This is a genomic window from Acinetobacter sp. CIP 64.2, assembly GCF_000369645.1.
Taxonomy (GTDB): Bacteria; Pseudomonadota; Gammaproteobacteria; order Pseudomonadales; family Moraxellaceae; genus Acinetobacter.
On record NZ_KB850121.1, the window covers coordinates 959,133 to 978,118 of the forward strand.

General features: G+C 44.0%; 14 protein-coding genes. 5 read left to right on the forward strand and 9 right to left on the reverse strand.

Annotated elements, in window-relative coordinates; genetic code table 11:
* Positions 1-448: 448 nt before the first annotated feature.
* From F895_RS11930 to F895_RS11920, 3 genes are all read right to left on the reverse strand, one after another.
* Positions 449-2,425 (reverse strand): BCCT family transporter, encoded by a 1,977-nt coding sequence (locus F895_RS11930; RefSeq protein WP_005240355.1) that lies wholly within the window; start codon positions 2,423-2,425, stop codon positions 449-451.
* Between the two features lie 152 nt (positions 2,426-2,577).
* Entirely contained in the window at positions 2,578-3,273 is a 696-nt protein-coding gene (locus F895_RS11925; protein WP_005240358.1) for an ion channel, read from the reverse strand.
* Between the two features lie 45 nt (positions 3,274-3,318).
* Complete coding sequence (locus F895_RS11920) at positions 3,319-3,915, reverse strand: TetR/AcrR family transcriptional regulator (RefSeq protein ID WP_005240360.1); 597 nt, start codon at positions 3,913-3,915, stop codon at positions 3,319-3,321.
* An 85-nt stretch (positions 3,916-4,000) separates the two neighbouring features.
* On the opposite strand from F895_RS11920, the gene F895_RS11915 reads away from it, so the two are divergent.
* On the forward strand, positions 4,001-5,209 hold the full coding sequence (locus F895_RS11915; RefSeq protein WP_005240362.1) for an oxygenase MpaB family protein: 1,209 nt from the start codon (positions 4,001-4,003) through the stop codon (positions 5,207-5,209).
* A 53-nt stretch (positions 5,210-5,262) separates the two neighbouring features.
* Here the strand turns inward: F895_RS11915 and F895_RS11910 are convergent, their stop codons facing one another.
* Positions 5,263-6,978, reverse strand: coding sequence for a cation acetate symporter (locus F895_RS11910; protein WP_010589811.1), 1,716 nt, complete (start codon positions 6,976-6,978; stop codon positions 5,263-5,265).
* Between the two features lies 1 nt (position 6,979).
* Positions 6,980-7,312 carry a DUF485 domain-containing protein gene (locus tag F895_RS11905; protein ID WP_005240366.1) on the reverse strand — a complete coding sequence of 111 codons (333 nt, stop codon included), beginning with the start codon at positions 7,310-7,312 and terminating at the stop codon, positions 6,980-6,982.
* A gap of 184 nt (positions 7,313-7,496) precedes the next feature.
* Here F895_RS11905 and F895_RS11900 point away from each other — a divergent pair, with 184 nt between their 5' ends.
* Complete coding sequence (locus F895_RS11900; RefSeq protein ID WP_005240368.1) at positions 7,497-10,991, forward strand: hybrid sensor histidine kinase/response regulator; 3,495 nt, start codon at positions 7,497-7,499, stop codon at positions 10,989-10,991.
* A gap of 316 nt (positions 10,992-11,307) precedes the next feature.
* Positions 11,308-12,069 (forward strand): hypothetical protein, encoded by a 762-nt coding sequence (locus tag F895_RS11895; RefSeq protein WP_005240370.1) that lies wholly within the window; start codon positions 11,308-11,310, stop codon positions 12,067-12,069.
* A 47-nt stretch (positions 12,070-12,116) separates the two neighbouring features.
* Here the strand turns inward: F895_RS11895 and F895_RS11890 are convergent, their stop codons facing one another.
* The 4 genes from F895_RS11890 to def form a co-directional block, all read right to left on the reverse strand.
* Positions 12,117-13,304: a hypothetical protein gene (locus tag F895_RS11890; RefSeq protein WP_005240372.1), complete on the reverse strand. Its 1,188-nt coding sequence runs from the start codon at positions 13,302-13,304 to the stop codon at positions 12,117-12,119.
* A gap of 66 nt (positions 13,305-13,370) precedes the next feature.
* Complete coding sequence (locus tag F895_RS11885) at positions 13,371-15,491, reverse strand: TonB-dependent copper receptor (RefSeq protein ID WP_005240373.1); 2,121 nt, start codon at positions 15,489-15,491, stop codon at positions 13,371-13,373.
* A 72-nt stretch (positions 15,492-15,563) separates the two neighbouring features.
* Positions 15,564-16,001 carry a DUF2946 family protein gene (locus F895_RS11880; RefSeq protein WP_005240374.1) on the reverse strand — a complete coding sequence of 146 codons (438 nt, stop codon included), beginning with the start codon at positions 15,999-16,001 and terminating at the stop codon, positions 15,564-15,566.
* Positions 16,002-16,012: 11 nt separating this feature from the next.
* On the reverse strand, positions 16,013-16,543 hold the full coding sequence (gene def / locus F895_RS11875) for a peptide deformylase (protein ID WP_004656477.1): 531 nt from the start codon (positions 16,541-16,543) through the stop codon (positions 16,013-16,015).
* A gap of 122 nt (positions 16,544-16,665) precedes the next feature.
* On the opposite strand from def, the gene F895_RS11870 reads away from it, so the two are divergent.
* Both F895_RS11870 and dprA read left to right on the forward strand, forming a co-directional pair.
* Positions 16,666-17,817: a LysM peptidoglycan-binding domain-containing protein gene (locus tag F895_RS11870; RefSeq protein ID WP_005240377.1), complete on the forward strand. Its 1,152-nt coding sequence runs from the start codon at positions 16,666-16,668 to the stop codon at positions 17,815-17,817.
* Between the two features lie 10 nt (positions 17,818-17,827).
* Positions 17,828-18,955: a DNA-processing protein DprA gene (gene dprA, locus F895_RS11865; RefSeq protein ID WP_005240378.1), complete on the forward strand. Its 1,128-nt coding sequence runs from the start codon at positions 17,828-17,830 to the stop codon at positions 18,953-18,955.
* Positions 18,956-18,986 lie beyond the last annotated feature (31 nt).

Here is an 18,986-nt window from a genome sequence, read left to right on the forward strand (position 1 = left end):
TATCAATCAACTCAAGAATCCAACCTTTTCAGCCAAATCCTTGTTTCTCAACAAGTTTTTATCTGCATCACCGCCGATGGATGTGCATTCTACAGCATTTCAGAACCGTTGCAAGCACTTTCAAAAATTAAATTATTCGGTTGTTTTATTTTTAAACTTTAACGCATCTAATTCACTGATTTATATAATTTAAAATTTATTAATTATCTTAAAAGTGAATTTAAACACACTAACCATTTGAAATTTAACTACTTTATTAAAAATATGTTTTTATTATCAGCAATAAAACCGCTTTATTTTTATATTTTGCTTTTATTTTAAACACCTCACTCGATTCAAAAATCTGTCTCCTATTCAATGAATGTTTAAAATTCCATCACCCAGAATAAAAACAACGGCTTTGATCGCTCAAAACCGTTGTTTTCAGTATTGCAATAAGTACTTTCTCTTAAGGAGTACTCCCTCTCACAATATTCAAGAAGTATAGATGACGTTCATATTGATCAATAATGTCCTGGATTAAATCTTCCTGCGTCCAATCCATCACATCATAGTTTTGCCCACCCTCTCTTAAGAAGACTTCTGCTTGGAAGTAATTGGCCTCATCTTCCTCCGCTCGTCCCAACATAAAACTTGGTGGAACAGTGGCATGGGAGATCACTTTATAAGTGAAGTTAATTTCATGATGATGATCGACATGCAATTGCAGACCATTTTCGATTTCACGTATCTCCACTTCCAAGTGACGGCGTTTAAATTCACGTTGAATACTTTCAAAGGCTTTACGCACCTGTGTCTCGATATAGTGCTGAACTTCAGTTTCTGTATGCGGGTAATGCATGATCAGACCCAGACGTTGCTGCCAACTACGTGGATTATTGATGGCACGTGGGGTAATGCGCGCTTCCTGAATGGCTTTCATCTTGGTGACATCCAGCTTTAAGGCCTTTAACAGCCCCCAGCTCATCAGCAACATAATAAAAGTAAAAGGTAATGCACTCATAATGATGGAAGATTGCAATGCAGACAGACCACCCACCAACAATAGAATAATGGCCAATGCTGCCATCAACACCGTCCAAAACAAACGTTGCCATGTTGGAGAGTTTTCAGTTTTAGCGGTGAGATAATCGGTAACCAACGCACCCGAATCCGCAGAGGTGACGAAAAAGAGCATCACCAATACCGTCGCCAATAAGCTCATCACTCCTGAAAACGGCAAGTGATTCAAAAACTCAAATAAAGCCACTGATGAATCCGTTTGCACAGCATGAAGCAAACTTACATTATGTTCTTGCATAATACTGAATAAAGCAGCATTACCTAAAAAGCCCATCCAGATGATGGTAAAGCCTGTCGGGATGAGTAATACCCCCACAATAAATTCACGGATGGTTCGTCCACGTGACACACGCGCAATAAACATCCCCACAAATGGTGACCATGAAATCCACCATGCCCAGTACATAATGGTCCAACCGCCAATCCAGCCATTCGGTTGATAGGCATAGAGGTTAAAGGTCATACCAAATAGATTCGACATATACGAACCCATGTTTTGAATGGTGGTTTGCAGTAAATAGATACTTGGCCCCGCAATAAACACAAAGGCCAGCAGCACCAAAGCCAGAATCAGATTCAGCTCAGAAAGGCGTTTTACCCCCTTATCTAAGCCCAAAAATACGGACATGGATGCCAAAATACTCACAAATACAATTAAACCGACTTGGACTTGGCTACTTTGCTCGATTCCAAATAGATAATGTAGGCCTGAGTTGATTTGCGTCACACCAAAACCGAGAGAGGTTGCTACACCAAAAACGGTACCAATGGTAGCGAAGGTATCAATACCATCGCCCCAAGGCCCATAAATTTTCTTACCAATAATGGGATATAAAGCCGAACGGGTTTTTAACGGCAGATTATGGCGATAAGCAAAATAGGCCAAAGCCAGTCCAACCACGGCGTAAATCGCCCATGCATGTAAACCCCAATGGAAAAAGGTAATCCTCAGGGCTTGTTGTGCCGCAGCTACACTTTCAGGGTCACCACTCGGTGGGCTGACATAGTGCATCACAGGTTCAGCCACACCAAAGAACATCAAACCGATGCCCATGCCTGCGGTAAACAGCATGGCAAACCACGAGCCATTGCTATATTCAGGTTGGCTGTGATCAGGTCCTAATTTGATTTTACCGCTGGCTGAACAGGCAATATAAATCAGCAGAATCAGAAATACCGCAACAGATAAAACATAGAACCAGCTAAAAGAGTCCGTAATCCATTGCTTCAGTTGTTGGGTCAAAAATTCAAATGAACTGGGTGCGATGACAACGATTGCGATAAAAATCGCAATGATTATTACCGTGCTTAAAAACACGTTTGGATTCACATTCGCAAACTGCGAAGATGGCTTGGAAGGCATAATTCCCTCACGTTATTCTAATGATAATGGACAGGCCATAATGGCCAAAGAAGACATTCACACAGTGAACAAAAGCGAGCTTAAATTTCGCAAAACTCGGTATAAATTATAAAAAATGTGAAAAATAAAGCAGTTGTAATGCTGTAACAAAGCTAATCTTTATCATTCAACTGTTTAGGCACATGCGCAATATACTGTAAAGCAATCAAACGAGAGACCACCACAGCCAGATACATCACCCCACCAAACATTTGTAACATGGCCAGCACACGAGCTGCTGGACTCAGTGGCATCAAATCAGACAGACCCGTTGCCGATTGCAGGCTAAAGCTGAGGAAGAGTAGATCAAGCCAACTTTGTAGTGCTTGTGGCTGATTGGGATTTTGGAAACTATCAGGCAGAATTAGCTGACAGATACTATATAGAAAGGCAAAAGCCCAAGCGATTAAGGTAAATACCGCTCCCGCTGCAAACAATTCATCTTTGGTCAGATAACGATCCGCAAACATATAGCGCAACAGACCATAGGCCGCATAGAAATAGGCCAAAGCTTCGAAACTATGGGCAATGATTTGAATGGTCGGGTTGCCATAACCCATAAAAATCATAATCGAAAATAGAAAGGCACCACTGACAAAGATCAGTCCCCAAAAGGTAAACACAGGGCTTTGCCGAATCACTTTGGCAATAATCAATAATGCCAAAACACCCAAGGACCAGGTTAAAGCCCGATATTCACTGTGCCCTGTAGTCAACATATATAAAACCAATAACGCCAGCTGAACCAGTAATAACCATGCCGATGGCAATAGCCGAAAGCTATCCCAAAATTGTTTTAAGCTCTGCATGTTGTTTTCCTTGCTATTGTTATGATTTTCATTGTGTTAATCGCATCAGAATGTAACTAAAAAGGCAACAATCATTTTAGAGAGTTCTTGTTGCAGTCGTTGTTCTTCAATCAACAAGGTATTCTTACTGGCATAACGCATCATGGTAAATAAAGTACTGTTAATTATCACAAAAGATTTATGTTTTAAAGTTTCAAAATCCCAGTGTGGATAATAGCGACCAAATAAATACATGCCGATTTCCAGAAAATGTTGTTCCAGTAGCTGTGCCGCTTCGGAATCGCTATAGGCATGCCAGTTTTTGAGAATCTCGATGAAAAAACCCTGATCGGATTTCAACGTTTCAAAGCCAAAAGCGATACTTAATCTGATGATGTCCTGAATAGCAGTTTGTTGTTGCAGCATCACCAGTTGCTTGAGTGCTTGCCCCAAGTGTTCACTTTTACGCAACAGCAATTCCGCGATGATCTGTTCTTTATTTTCAAAATACTGATAAATTGAACCGACACTAACCCCTGATTTTTCAGAAATTTTTGGGGTTGTGATCTGTAGCACACCATACTCAGAAATACATTTCTGTGTCCCTTCCAGAATGCTGTTAACAATCATTTTGGCGCGCTGTTGCTGTGGTCTTTTTCTCATCCTCAGCCTCAATTGAAATGCGAATTGAATGCGAATAAATATTCATATTAAGCTTTGATTAAATAACAATCACAGGCAGTATGCAATGCAAAGCATCGTTAGACCTAAACGCTTGGCGGCGTTTGAAGACATGATTCAAACCAATATCAAAACTAAAATTCTCAGTTATATGACTCATCAGCAGGTGCAACCGAGCTATGAAGAATACCTCGCGCTCAATACCGCCCTGCAAAGCGGAGATGCACCGATGGATCAATTGCTGCTGTGGGTATTACAAAATCCCAAACAGCATCGTAAATACTTTGAAACGGCGCTATACGAAGGTCTCGATAAATTGCCGCATGAAATTGCTGAACTGACCGCCTTCTTCCAGTTAGTGGAACAAAAACCTGATTGGTATGAACAAGTCAAAATCGATGAAGCCATTAAATTTACTTATCGCCTCGGCATCAATAATGGACTTGTTCTGCGAGATTTATCGCTAATGACAGGTTATTTGTACCCTGGTTTTAATCAACCTTTAATTCTGACAGGCGCTTTAAAAAAACAGGCAGGAACCCGTTTAGCCGAAACCACCAAATGGTGGGTGGATATCACCGAACCAAACGGGTTTGAACGTTTTAGCAAAGGCTTTACCTCTACGATTTTTGTACGTTTTATTCATTCACTTGTTCGTCATCAGCTACAAAAATCAGAGAAATGGGATGCCGACACTTGGGGTCTACCAATCAACCAGTATGATCAGGCGATGACCAATATTGCTTTTAGTGGTGTGGTACTGATTGGTATTCGGGCTTTGGGGGTTTTTCCTAACAAGCAGGAAATTGATAGCTTTTTACATTTCTGGAAATATGTAGGCTGGTTAATGGGTGTGGATGAAAAATGGTTAGTCAATAAAGAATCAGAGGGTTGGAAAATGATGTACTGGATGCAATTTGCACACCCCCAATCAGATGCCAGCAGTATTTCATTAGGTTCCAGTCTGTCCAAAGAACCCTTCGAGCGGAAATATCGCTATCTACGCTCTTTCCAGCAGAAGCTGGCGTATAAGCAACATCTAGAAATTACCCAGTTTTTTATTGGTCGCAAAAAAATGCAGAAGTTGGGTTTAGCCCCACAATCGGCCTCATGGTTTGCCTATTATCTGATTGGTCGCAATTTAGCGCTGTATAGCAGTGCCAAATTTATTCCAAAGTTAAACCGAGTGCTTGAGCAAAATGGACGACATCTACAACGCATCGGCTTGTCTCTTTATCGAAATCAGACGCAGCAACTGGCCAGTATGCATCAATAGTCCATAAAAAAGCCCTCAATCAATGAGGGCTTTTATTTTACAATTGATTGTGATTAATGATCTGAAGCACCAGATGCACCGATCCCCGTCATTGAGCGAACAAACTGAGCATCAAAGGCTTTACGCTCTTTCTCTGCACGTGCTGATTTGTCCGTAACCGAGAAGAACCAGCAGCAAAGGAATGAAAGCGGCATAGCAAATAATGCTGGACCATTGAATGGGTTTGGCGCAGTTTCAGAAATCGCCAGTGTATCTACCCAAACCGCTTTCGACAGAATGATCAGGCTCACTGCACCCACGAGACCAACAACACCACCAATCACTGCACCACGTGTGGTTAAACCTTTCCAGAACATGGATAACACCAACACTGGGAAGTTTGCACAACATGCCACCGAGAAGGCCAAACCCACCATAAAGGCAACGTTTTGTTTCTCGAACAAAACCCCCAAGATCATGGCAAAAATTGCTAAACCTAGCGTTGCGATTTTTGACATACGCAACTCTGATTGTGGCGTGGTTTTGCCTTTTTTAAACACGTTGGCATACAGGTCATGTGAAATTGCAGATGCACCTGAAAGGGTTAAGCCCGCTACCACAGCAAGGATGGTTGCGAATGCCACCGCAGAGATAAAGCCCATGAACAGGTCACCGCCGACGGCATCACTTAAGTGAACCGCAGCCATGTTGTTCCCCCCCACCAACTCCAATTTACCCGTCAATGCTGATTTCGCTACATCAAGAAACTGTGGATTGTTGGCAACAAACAGGATCGCACCAAAACCGATAATGAAGGTCAAAAGATAGAAGTAACCAATAAAGCCTGTTGCCACCACAACCGATTTACGTGCTTCTTTCGCATCTTTCACAGTGAAGAAACGCATCAAGATATGCGGTAGGCCAGCCGTACCAAACATCAAGGCCAGACCAAGAGAAAGCGCATCAATCGGGTTGGCAGCCAGTTTACCCGGTCCCATGATTTTTGCGGCTTCATCCCAACTCATATGATGTACTTGGCTATAAACACCAATGGCTTGGTTAAACATATTGGTGAAGCTAAAACCAACCGCTTTCATGACCATGAAAGCCATAAAGGTTGCACCACTGAGTAACATGACCGCTTTAATAATTTGTACCCAAGTCGTCGCCAACATCCCACCGAACATGACATAGGCCATCATCAGCAAACCGACGATCACTACAGCAATGTTGTAGTTCAAACCAAAGAGTAGTTTGATCAACTGACCTGCACCCACCATCTGTGCAATCAGATAGAACGCAACCACCACCAATGAGCTGAATGCAGCCAAGGTACGGACGGGTTTTTCTTCCAGACGGAATGACACCACATCGGACAGGTTATATTTACCCAAGTTACGCAAACGTTCCGCCACCAAGAATAAAACGATTGGCCAACCCACCATGAAACCCAGTGAATAGAGTAGACCATCAAAACCAGAACTGAATACGAGTGCCGAAATACCGAGGAACGATGCCGCTGACATAAAGTCACCTGCAATCGCCAAACCATTTTGAAAACCGCTGATTCCGCCACCTGCGGTATAGAAGTCTTGTGCGGATTGCGTCTGTTTTGCTGCCCACTTGGTGATGAACAAGGTAAAACCAACAAAGATCATAAACATAATGATCGCATGCCAGTTGGTTGCCTGCTGTTCAGCCGCACCCAAATCTGGGCCCGCAAATGCGACACTGCTACAACAAAAGCTGAGCAGCGTAAACAATATCGCTTTAAATGATGTCCCTTTCATCTCAGTGCATCCCTTTTTCATGTGCAATGGCCTCAACTTCCTTGAGCGCCTCTTCATTCAGTTGGTCGAGCGTATTATTGGCAATGTAGGAATACACACCACATAAGACAAATGACAATACGATAATGCCTAACCCAAGAGGAATTCCCCAAGTAGTTACGCCACCGCTAAATGAACTCGCTAAAAATTCTTTGTTGTAACCAACCAAAAGCATAAATCCAACGTAGATAAACAGCATGATTGCTGTTAATGTCCAACTTAATGTGCGCTTTTTGCTGACCATCTCTTGAAACTTTGGATTATGTAGAATGCGATCTACCTGTGAATCATCCATAATCAACTCCTTATTTTTGTGCCCAACCGTGGACCCTTTTCCGCATGGGATTTTTCATTATTCAAATTAACAAGATTATGCTTGACTCGTAACTTAGACTTTGGTCTCTAAATGCAAATCTCTACTCCTTGCTCTGCCTGTGCTTCGGGTATGATAAAAAATGGAATTTGATCACGTGAGCAATATGAACAGTTGGCTTATTCTTGGGGTATTGGCCCTGTATATTGTGCTGTTATTCGGCTGTGCTTTTTTTGGTGAAAAACACGCCAGCCGTTTAGGTATGCGCGGTCGGATGCTGCTGTTCAGTTTAACCTTGGGTGTCTATTGCTCTTCATGGACCTTTTACGGTGCGACAGGCGCAGCCGTTCGCCAAGGTGTGATTTTCCTCCCCATTTATCTGGGTCCATTACTGTTTATCTGGTTTGGTTATGATATCTGGAAGCGCTTAGGCCGGATTCGTCAGCACCATGCCATTTCGTCGATTGCCGATTTTGTTGCCGCTCGTTACGGCAAGAGCGGTAGTTTAGCTGCGTTAGTGACCATTCTGGCCGTGATTGCAATTGTGCCCTATCTGGCGTTGCAACTGCGTGCCATTGCCTTGAGTGCGTCAGTGATTCTGGAGCAAAATGCCCATATTCACACCACCACCAATAGTGTGTTGGTATTGACAGCCGTACTGGCAATTTTGGCGATGATTTTTGGTACCCGTCATATTGCGCATACCGAACAACACGGCGGCTTGATGTTAGCCGTTGCATTTGAGTCCTTTGTCAAACTGTTTGCTCTACTCTGTGTAGCGGCTTTCTTCTTATTGCAATCGCCTGACAATATCAAACAGGTCAGCAGCGATGTTCACCAGCATTTCCATGACCTGCAACAATTGGGCGTTCCTGAAACCTTTTGGGTGCAGACCTTGTTGGCGGGCTTAGCCATGATTTGCCTGCCGCGCCAGTTTCACGTGGCCGTGGTCGAATTACGTGATGAAAAACATATCCGCGGCGCACGACGCTGGTTCGCGGCTTATCTCATTCTGACTGTGATTGCAATTATCCCGATTGCCAGTTGGGCATTACACTCCTTACCAGAATCACTGGGTACGCCAGATATAGCGGTATTGGCCCTGCCTTTAAGCTATCAACAAGAATGGTTGGCCTTATTGGCATTCTTAGGCGGCTTTTCAGCTTCAACAGGGATGCTGTTGGTGGCCTCAGTAGCACTGTCGATCATGCTGAGTAATGACCTGATCATGCCTGCATTATGGCGCTTTAAAATCATTTCCCGCCATGATCAACATTTGCCGCGTGTGCTGAAACTGACCCGTCGGATTAGCATCATCAGTGTGATGTTGCTGGGTTTTTTATTCTTCCACTTCTTTAATGACATTAACCAGCTTTCTGTTTTTGGTTTATTGGCCTTTAGTGCAGTGGCACAATTTTCTCCTGCACTGATTGGTGGACTCTACTGGCGCGGTGCCAGTCGTCAAGGGGTCTATGTCGGCTTACTCATGGGCTTTGCCATGTGGAGCTATACACTGCTCTTCCCAACGGTATTGCGTAGTTTGCCTGATCATTATCAAGACTTTGCACAACATCTGTTATTGTTTGGCCCTTTTGACATTAATGGCTTACGTCCTGAAGCACTCCTCGGATTTGAATCTTTTGCGCCCCTCACCCACGGCGTATTGTGGTCATTGGGTCTCAACGTGGTGCTGTATATCTGGGTATCTCGCCTCTATCGTCCAAGTGTGGCGGAACAAATTCAGGCAGAAAGCTTTTTCTATTATGAAAGCAAACCGTTGCCATCTGCACAATCGAATACTGACCTGACCGACCTGCATTTGAATGCTGCACGCCTCAAAGTCGGTGATCTACTGGCTCTGGCCAAACGGGTTACAGGGGATAAGCCTACCCTGCAAGCCTTCCAGCAGTTCTGTGAACAAAACCATGTAGTTTTAAATGAGAATCACGTAGCCAATGGCATGTGGTGGCGTTTCACCGAGCAGTATCTGGCAGGTATTATTGGGGCAGCCTCTGCCCGTACCTTGCTGACCACCGCCATGATTAACAATGGCCTAGCCCTTGGGCAAGTCGCCAATATTCTGGATCAGGCCTCGCAGTGGCAACGTTTCAACCAAAACTTACTCATGACCATGATTGATCATATGACCCAGGGTGTCAGCGTGGTAGATAAAAACATGTGTCTGGTGGCATGGAATAATCAATATCTTAAACTGTTTGATTATCCTAAGGATCTGGTCTATGTCGGCTGTCCAATCGCTGATTTGATTCGTTATAACGCGGAGCGTGGTGAATGTGGTCCCGGCCCTGTGGAAGAACACGTCCGTAAACGGCTGCACTGGATGAAAGTCGGCAGTGCACATGAATTTGAGCGCATCCGTAAAGATGGTTTGGTCATTCAAATGCGCGGCAATCCAATTGAAGGCGGTGGTTTTGTCACAACATTCGCGGATATTACCGCCTTCCGCGAAAATGAAGCCATCTTGGAAGAGCGTGTCAGTGATCGAACTCAACAGCTAGCCAATGCCCTGACTGAACAGCAATTGGCGCTGGAACAAGCCGATAAAGCCAATCAATCCAAAAGCCGCTTTTTGGCAGCCGCCAGCCATGACTTATTACAGCCGATGCATGCAGCACGTTTGTTTAGTACCGCGCTAGAACAAAGCGTACATTCAACGGAAGATCAACAAACCTTGCAACAGCTGGATCGTGCCCTGTATGGCGCGGAAAGTATGCTCTCTGCACTACTGGATATTGCCCGTTTGGAAGGCGGTACCATTCAAGCTAAACGTCAAGCCTATTCTCTGCATGACCTGTTAAATGACCTTGAGCTGCAATTTAAATCGATTGCGGCGCAACGCAATATTCAACTGTCTGTACATGATACCCAGTTCTGGGTAGATACGGATCCACAATGGATGCGACGCATTATTCAGAACTTTGTCAGCAATGCCTTGCGTTATACCGCACAAGGCCGTGTGGTGGTCGGGGTATTACGCTCCGCACATCGCCCGAAGCATATTCGGATTGGGGTCTGGGATACTGGCCCTGGGATTAATGAACAACAACGCCTGAAACTATTCCAAGAGTTTGAACGTTGTGGGCACACCTCACCTTGGGGTGAACAAGGTCTTGGTCTCGGGCTGGCGATCGTGCAACGCATGACCAGCCTGCTTGATTTTCCGGTATATGTGTATTCGCAACTGGGCAAAGGCTCATGCTTCATGATCGAAGTGCCGTTGGTCGATGCACCGAAAATTAAGATGAACACGCCACAAGTGACCGCACTACAGCACACCGCCTACAAAGTGTTGTGTTTGGATAATGATGAAACCATTTTAGCAGGCATGCGCACCTTGCTAAGTAAATGGGGGTATCAGATTTTTACGGCCACTGAACCTGAGCAAGCATTGCAATTGATTGAACAGGAAGATATTCAGGTTTGGCTCATCGACCAACATTTAAACCATGATCAACGTGGTCTAGATTTCATTGAACAATATCGTCCTGCACATATTCCAGTGGCCCTGATTACTGCAGATTCTGATCCTGAGTTACCACAATATTTAAAGCAGCAGAATATTGTATTGTTGAAAAAGCCATTAAAACCTGCGGGTTTAAGAGCTTGGTTATCAGGTTTAAAAATCATGCCAATGCAATAAATGACCAAATATTTTGCAACATAGGCAGAAACCATCAAAAAGCAGCGCTTAGTGCAACGATAAATTGACCAAAGTGCTCAAATCATGATTGGCTATGGCAAAAACGTTCACTTACATTAGTGAACGTTTGTACACTTACTTACAATTACATAAGATAATGTTTTTATTTATAAATTTTAGCATAAAAATCCTATCTACAACTTTAGTCGTATTCTACTTGCTTTCTTGATCCCGCATAAATTGATCAACGAGATTGAAAGCCCAATGAAGGTTTATTGGGTTCTCATCAGAAACATTGTCAAAAAGGACATTGATCATGAATAGTAATCACTCATCAACTGACCACAGTTCACAACAGCTGTATCGCCAATATAGTGCCAATGCATTATTACCTGAACTGGATTGGCAAACGATTTTTGTGCATAGCAAACTGGAGGATACCCATTTACGTGCACTGAATACGCTTTATCAAGCCGCTGTTCCACTGGCACTCAATGTATTTGATCAACTCAATTTTGATGTGTTTGCACCTGCGGCTTATCATCCACAAGGCTTGGGCTTATTTGAAAAACTGGCACAACAAGAACAAAAATTCTTGGAAGCGCTGGAAAATGAATCTGCTCATCTTGACCATGAGACCCGCTATCAAATCTGGAGTATGTTATTGCGTGGTGGTGCGGTACTGGTATTCAAAGCCTGGTTAGGCCATGTCAAAGGCGGCGAAAACCAGCTCGATAAAACCCATTTTGATGAACTTTCTGACTTACTATTTATCAAAACACGTCCCGATCAATTGGCTCAACGCTTAAAAGTTGATACCAATGCCCCGCTTACCCATATTTTCTTGATGTATGAAAATGACGTGTTTCTGGATCACTTTAACAGTTTGGAAACCGCCGCTTTATTTGTTGATTTGGGTGTATATGATGCTGCATTTTTAAGTTTGCGTGATGATCGTGTGGCTGAATATCTCAAAGCCAAAGGTTATGTGACTCAAGAGCAGATTGATGATTTGCAATGCGCATTGAATCCCTTGTATTGCGATAGCTTAATGCCAAAACAGGATTGTCTGGCCTAACCGACCGAGGCCACAATCAAGATTGTGGCTTCGCTTTGGCTTTTCATTCAAGAACGATCTTTTTCTAAACGCTGTTTATGGATCTGCATCACCACATCACTAAACTCGTTTAAAACATAATTGACCCATAAACGGCTATACCAGTTATATTCAGTGGATAAACGATAATCAATGCTCAGAATCAACTTGGTGGTGTGCGCATCGATTTGTTGCAACTGATAATCTGTTTTCAGCAAATCGAAATACTTACCGCCCATTTCCAGGTGGTCATCCAGTGATCCCTTCGGAAAAGAATCTGGAGCAAACTGGTATTTCCATGACAATAAATACGGCGCATGTGATGCGGTCACCTTTTCTTCAAACTTGATACCACGTTCCCACTGGATGGTGCGTATCAACTCGCCTTCATGCTGCTCGGTCATACCAAAAATAGGTTTGGGAAAGCCCATGCTAAAAATAAAACTGTGTTTGACTTCTTCAGGCTGAATCTTACCAATTTGGTTAATAGCCTGAAATACTTGCTGTGCTGGCGCATGAATCACGACCGAGCGCTGGGTTTGTCCATATTCAGTACGGCTAAAATCAGGCAACAACAACCATAAAATCAGAGGCAGCAGTGCAAAAGAATAGATTTTTGCACTAGGTTTCCATAGATAATGACAAATCAATCGCATCAAGCCCGCACCCAGCAGCAACCCCATCAACAGAATGGGTAAGAGCATGATTAGACAGATAATGCCTTCTCTCAACACGATCACACAGAATACAATCACGATCACAAAAACAAGCGGCTGAATTTTAAACAGTCTGGAGAGAAAAATGGGATTGGGCTGTTTTCGAATCATAAAGTATTCGAATAATGAACCGAGTATTGCCGGAATCACGAGAACCACGACAAAGGACATTAGATCTTTGGCATAACTACTCAGCAGCACGGTAAATGCCATCAAGCTCGCAGCCAGAATTAGCGGTAAAATCCGTAAAAAAGACGATCTGGCTGGATAAACCTTTTCCAAAGCATAAGGCAGATCATGAGTTAAATTTGTCAGAACAAGCACATAACTGTTCTGCTCATGCTTAATTTTATGCACATGGTAGTGCCTGAATCCTGCCTGCCGCAACATCTGATCGATACTGTCCCGAACTTCATCAGTCCAGGCTTCAACTACAATGCGGGCATACCCCTGTTGTTGTAATTCTTGAATAATTGTTTTTGGATCCTGAAGATAATGCATGCCGGCCTCGATTCAAATCTCAATCAGCCCAATGCAGGTCATTGAGCTGATTGATTCTAACCGAGCTTAGAACTTCATGCTCATACGCATCCAATAATTGCGTCCAGTATTATTGAACTGCTCTTCACTGGCAAAACCAAAGCCTGAACTACCGGCTTTATTGAGATGCTCTGTATAAGTTTTATCCAACACATTATCGACACCGACTGAAAGGTCGATATCTTTACTCAGACTATAACTACCATTTAACGAAATCGTTGAGAAACCAGCACTTGGCTTGAGGTCATAACCCACAATGTTCCCTTGATGCAAACTGACACGGTTTTGCTGATCTACCACACGCCACAACATGCCCAGTGTATATTTATCTGCGACATAACGTAGGTTCAAACGTCCTTCTAATGGTGCAATTTGTGGTAAAGGTGTATTGTCCGTGGTATTTTTACCCCACGCATACATGGCACTTAGATCCGCTTGGATATGATCAGTAAACTGATAGCCAATTCCAGCCTCGGCACCTGCAATCGTGGCATCCACATTCTTGGCACTTGCAGTAATCTCACTGCTGCCATGCCCGCCATGTCCACCACCATGCAAATGGCTATGATCGTGATAATTCATCAGAATATAATCATCAATCAACCCTGCATACGCCGACACCCAAGACGTAAAAGCGCCCTGTTGCTGGGTAAAACCAAAATCTAACTGCAAGGTTTTCTCTGGACGCACACCATTAAAAGTATTTGTCGAACCTGCATTGCCATGTTCAGGACTGAACAACTCCCAATAATCAGGCATACGTTCGACATAACCTACGCCAACATAACTATTTAAGCCATGTTCAACATTCTGATTTTCCAAACGCACAAATGCACTTGGTAGAGTTTTTTCAAGCTGGGTATTGAATCCTTTGGTTTTCGAATCAACACGCTCATCATCAACAGTGACTTGGTCTACGCGAGCACCTGTCACAATCTTATTCTGCGGGTTCAATTGATAAGTCAACTCACCGAAAGCACCATAAGACTGGAAGCGCATATCCTGACGGAAGGGTACATTCATCGATGGCATGGTCGGCGATGACATACTGCCACCATGTTTATTGAACTGAGAATCAACTCCAGTAATTAAACTCCATTGATTCCATTCCGAGGTCATGGCCAAACGCGAGTTCAAGGTACGGCGTGTCACTTGCATGGCCATCGGGTTTGGCATCAGCATGGTCATGCCATCATGGCTCATTTCAACCAAAGGCGGTGTACGCAAACTATAGTTATCCATAATATGGTCGTTATAGCTATAGTTCACCTGAGCTTCAATTTTCTTGATCACATCGGTGACATTTTTCTTTTCAAACCGTAAACCTAAGCTTTCACGCGCAAATTGTGCACCGTCCATACCACGACCAGCATATTCCGCTTCACCATCAGCCTTGCCACCCGTCAATTCCAGCCAGGTATTCTCATCTGGCATCCAGCCTAAAGCGACATCGGCATTCCAGCGTTCCCATGAAGATGGAATGGTTTTACCATCACCATCTTGATAACTATTCGATTCAGAACGGTTGGCATTTAAGCGGATATATTTTTTCTCATCACCAACTGCTGCTTCAACATTCTGATCTAAACGTCCAAACGAACCCCACAATACACTCGCCTGCCCACGATATGGTTTTTCTTGCGTAAGCTTTTCAGGTTCACGTTCAAAAATCACCGTCGCTGCTGAGCCGGTATTGGCATATTGAACAGTTTGCGGCCCTTTAATCACTGAGATTCGATCATAACTTTCAGGGGAAATATAAGAGGTTGGTGCATCCATACGAGCAGGACATGCACCGAGGTTCTCGCTACCATCAGTCAAAATCTTGATGCGGGAACCAAACATACCACGGAAAGTTACATCCCCATTGGTACCACCACTTTGTATCGAATTAAACCCCATAATGCTTTGTAGATAATCCGCCCCATCTGTCGCAGGGATCGGTTGAATCGGTTGCTTTGGATCGGCTTGCACCACCAGACCATTATTCTGATTCGGTTGTTGTGCTGTTATCACAATCGGTGCAAGTGAGGTGTGCGCATGATGAGTATCTGCTTGCTCAACAGGATTTGCCCAAGCCATCACTGTATTTGAGGCAGCCAAGATCGCAACCGTAAGCGGTTGTAGTAAAAATTTAGGTTGAGCCATGATCGGTCTCTCTTAAAACATAAATAAAACGTGGCTAGGGCTATAAAAACCCTAACGAATATAAAGTCTTAATTATGCAAAGAGTGGTGGTGCTCGCCCTTGAGGCAATAAAAACAAACGTTGTAGCGCAAAATAAATATGCTTAAACGCTTGTTGATAGGCAACTAGACGGATTTGGATGCGGACCAGAACTTCTTTCACCCCAAATTCAGGCGGCAATACCAAATTGGCATACACCGTACAGTACTGACATTGGTGATTGGGATCGTGATGATCGTGTTGCGGCCTCGACACTTGAGCCTGTTCAAGCTGAGCTACATGATGCTGAGATGCATGGGCCGAATGGCTCTGCGAAGCTTGTAATTTAGGTAAGAGTAAGGCCTGAGTAATGGTTTCACAGACTGGCGCGATTTGATACTGCTTCGGAAGTAACGGCTGCAAGAAAACCGCAATCTGTAAACAGACCGCGGTTAAGGCAAGCAGCAAGCCACAACGAAACAGAGACAACATCTTTAAAAAAATTATCGCTTGACGCTAACTTTTTCTTTTTCGCGCTGGCGAACCACCTTTTCCACTTTTTCACGTGCGCGCTGACGCTTCAATGGTGATAAATAGTCAACAAAAAGTTTGCCATTTAAGTGATCCATTTCATGTTGGATACAAACAGCGAGAAGTTCGTCAGCTTCTAACTCAAATGCTTGACCTTCAAGGTTAATTGCCTCGATTTTTACGCGTGACGGACGCTCAACTTTGTCGTATATTTGAGGCACAGAGAGACAGCCTTCTTCATACGGCTGCGTATCTTCGGTCAGTGGAATGACTTTGGGGTTAATGAACACCATCGGTTGGTTTTTCTCTTCAGAGATGTCCATAACAATAAGCTGAATATGATGATCAACCTGAGTTGCCGCTAAACCGATACCCGGTGCCTCGTACATGGTTTCAAACATATCTGCTGCAAGCTGACGAATATCATCAGTGACTTCTTCGACTGGCTTGGCAATGGTACGAAGGCGGGGATCAGGAAAACTTAGAATAGGTAATAAGGCCATACTGTCGTCCTCACTTATGCCATTGATCAAAAAACCAACTGAAGGGAATGCTTGATCAAAAAATTGTGTGTAAAGTCGTTATTATAGCGCAACTACACACATAATTTTTAGGAATTATGATAATGAAAAAGGTTTTAAACGGCATACACTCATTTCATGCCTTGGGGTTAAAAAAACAACTGATTGCTGCTGCGATTTGTGCAGGACTGGGGATGGGAGTAAATTTTGCCCATGCAGCCAGCCCAAATGTCAGCCCACCCTCAGTTAAAGTCGGTGCCCCACACGTTTATGTGGTGAAAAAAGGCGATACACTTTGGGATATCTCAGGGAAGTTTTTAAGCAAGCCATGGCGCTGGCCAGAAATCTGGGCAAGCAACAAACATGTCAAAAATCCGCACTGGATTTATCCAGGCGATCGCTTGCTGCTGTGCAGCTTGAACGGTAAACCCTTAGTTGGTAAAGATGAAGGCGACGGTTGTGACGGAATTATCCGTCGTTATACGGGGAATACCTCAACATTACGCCCACAAGTGCGTGTCGAAGCATTGAACAACAGCGTTCCAGTGATTCCTCTGGCCGATATTCAACAATGGCTGGAACGTACTTCAGTTCTGCCAGCGGATGCCATTGCCAACACTCCTTATATCCTGGGCACAGCAGATAACCGTGTCATCGCTGGTAAAGGTCAGAGTGTTTATGTCCGAGGCAAAGGTCTGGAAAATGGCCAACGCTATGGGGTCTTCCGTGAAGGTGAACCTTATGTGGTCTTAGATCCAAATGGTAAAAAGCAGGTCCTTGGTGTTGAACTGACCCAAGTCGCTTCAGGCGTTACCATTCGCAATGAAAATGACATCACCACGCTTGAACTCACGGAAAGTTATAACGGCGAAGTGCGGCGTGGCGATCGGGTAATGGCCGAACAAGATGCCATGTTACCGACTTTATTCTATCCCGTTGATGCTCAGCAGATCAAAGACGGCGGCAAAATCATTCGGGTGATGGGTTCAATTGGTACAGCGGCCAAAAATGGCGTTGTAACGATTGATCGTGGCACCGCAGACGGCGTTGAAATCGGTCAGGTGCTCAGTGTCTACCAAGATGGTGAAATGATCAGAGACCCAAAAACCAAAGAAAAAGTTAAACTACCAGGTCAATATCTGGGAAGCATCATGGTCTTTAAGAGCTTTGATCGGATCAGCTATGCCTACGTGCTTGAAAGTGAACTGCCAATCAAGATTGGCTCAAATATTAAGCCACCCCGCCTCGATGACTGAGTAATTGCCGATGTTGAATCAACTATCACCACATCACTATCACACTGTGCTGGTGTGGTATTTGGTTCAACATTCACTCTCCAGTTTTGCCAAGCTTCAACAACATTTTGGTAATTGTGAACAAGCCACACAGCCACACCGTTTCTCTGAATGGTCACAACTGGGCTTACACGCCAATCACTTAAAACGTTTGGCGGAATTTCAAAGTCCTCAGGGTCAACAACAATTTAAACAGTTGCTTGATCAGGTGTGTAAACATAGTGATTTTATCCTGACTCCTGAAGATCTGGGCTATCCGACCCAATTACAGCCTTATGCAGACCGCCCCCCGATTTTATTTGGACAAGGTCAGGCACAAGCCTTATTACAACCGCAAATTGCCATGGTCGGTAGTCGTAAACCGAGTCCTCATGGACGACAAGTTGCTTATGATTTTGCCTATTATCTCAGTGAAAAAGGCTTCTATATCAGCAGTGGTTTGGCGCAGGGTATTGATCAAGCCGCGCATCAAGGAGCTTTAGCTCATCAACGTACCATTGCCGTGACGGGCACTGGTTTAGATAGCGTTTACCCTGCTCAGCACAAGCAATTGGCACAACAAATTACCCAATCAGGTGCTGTCATCACTGAGTTTTTACCCTCCACCCTGCCATTGCAACAGCATTTCCCAAGACGTAATCGAATTGTCAGTGGTTTGAGTCTGGGGGTATTGGTGGTCGAAGCTGCACTGAAAAGCGGCTCTCTCATCACAGCGAATGAAGCAGCCAATCAAGGCAAAATGGTCTTTGCGATTCCTGGACATATTTACAGTGAGCATCATCAAGGTTGTCATCAACTGATTCGGGAAGGTGCGATTCTGGTCGACCATCCCGAGCAAATCATTGAAGATTTAGCCTTGCCAACGCAATGGCAAACGCAACAACAAACCGTGGAAGCCATCAACTCTCCACCTAGCCTGCCAACCCATTTGATTGCGTTGTATCAAAGTCTAGACTGGGTCGGACAAGATATAGATCAACTGGCACAGCGCCATCCAATCACGACTGCAGCACTCACCGCTCAATTGATGGAGCTGGAATTACTCGGTTTATGCCTGCAACAAGCAGGCCGCTATTTACGTTGCCGCCCAATGCATTAAACTAGTCATATTCTCCCATTTGTTTTAGTTA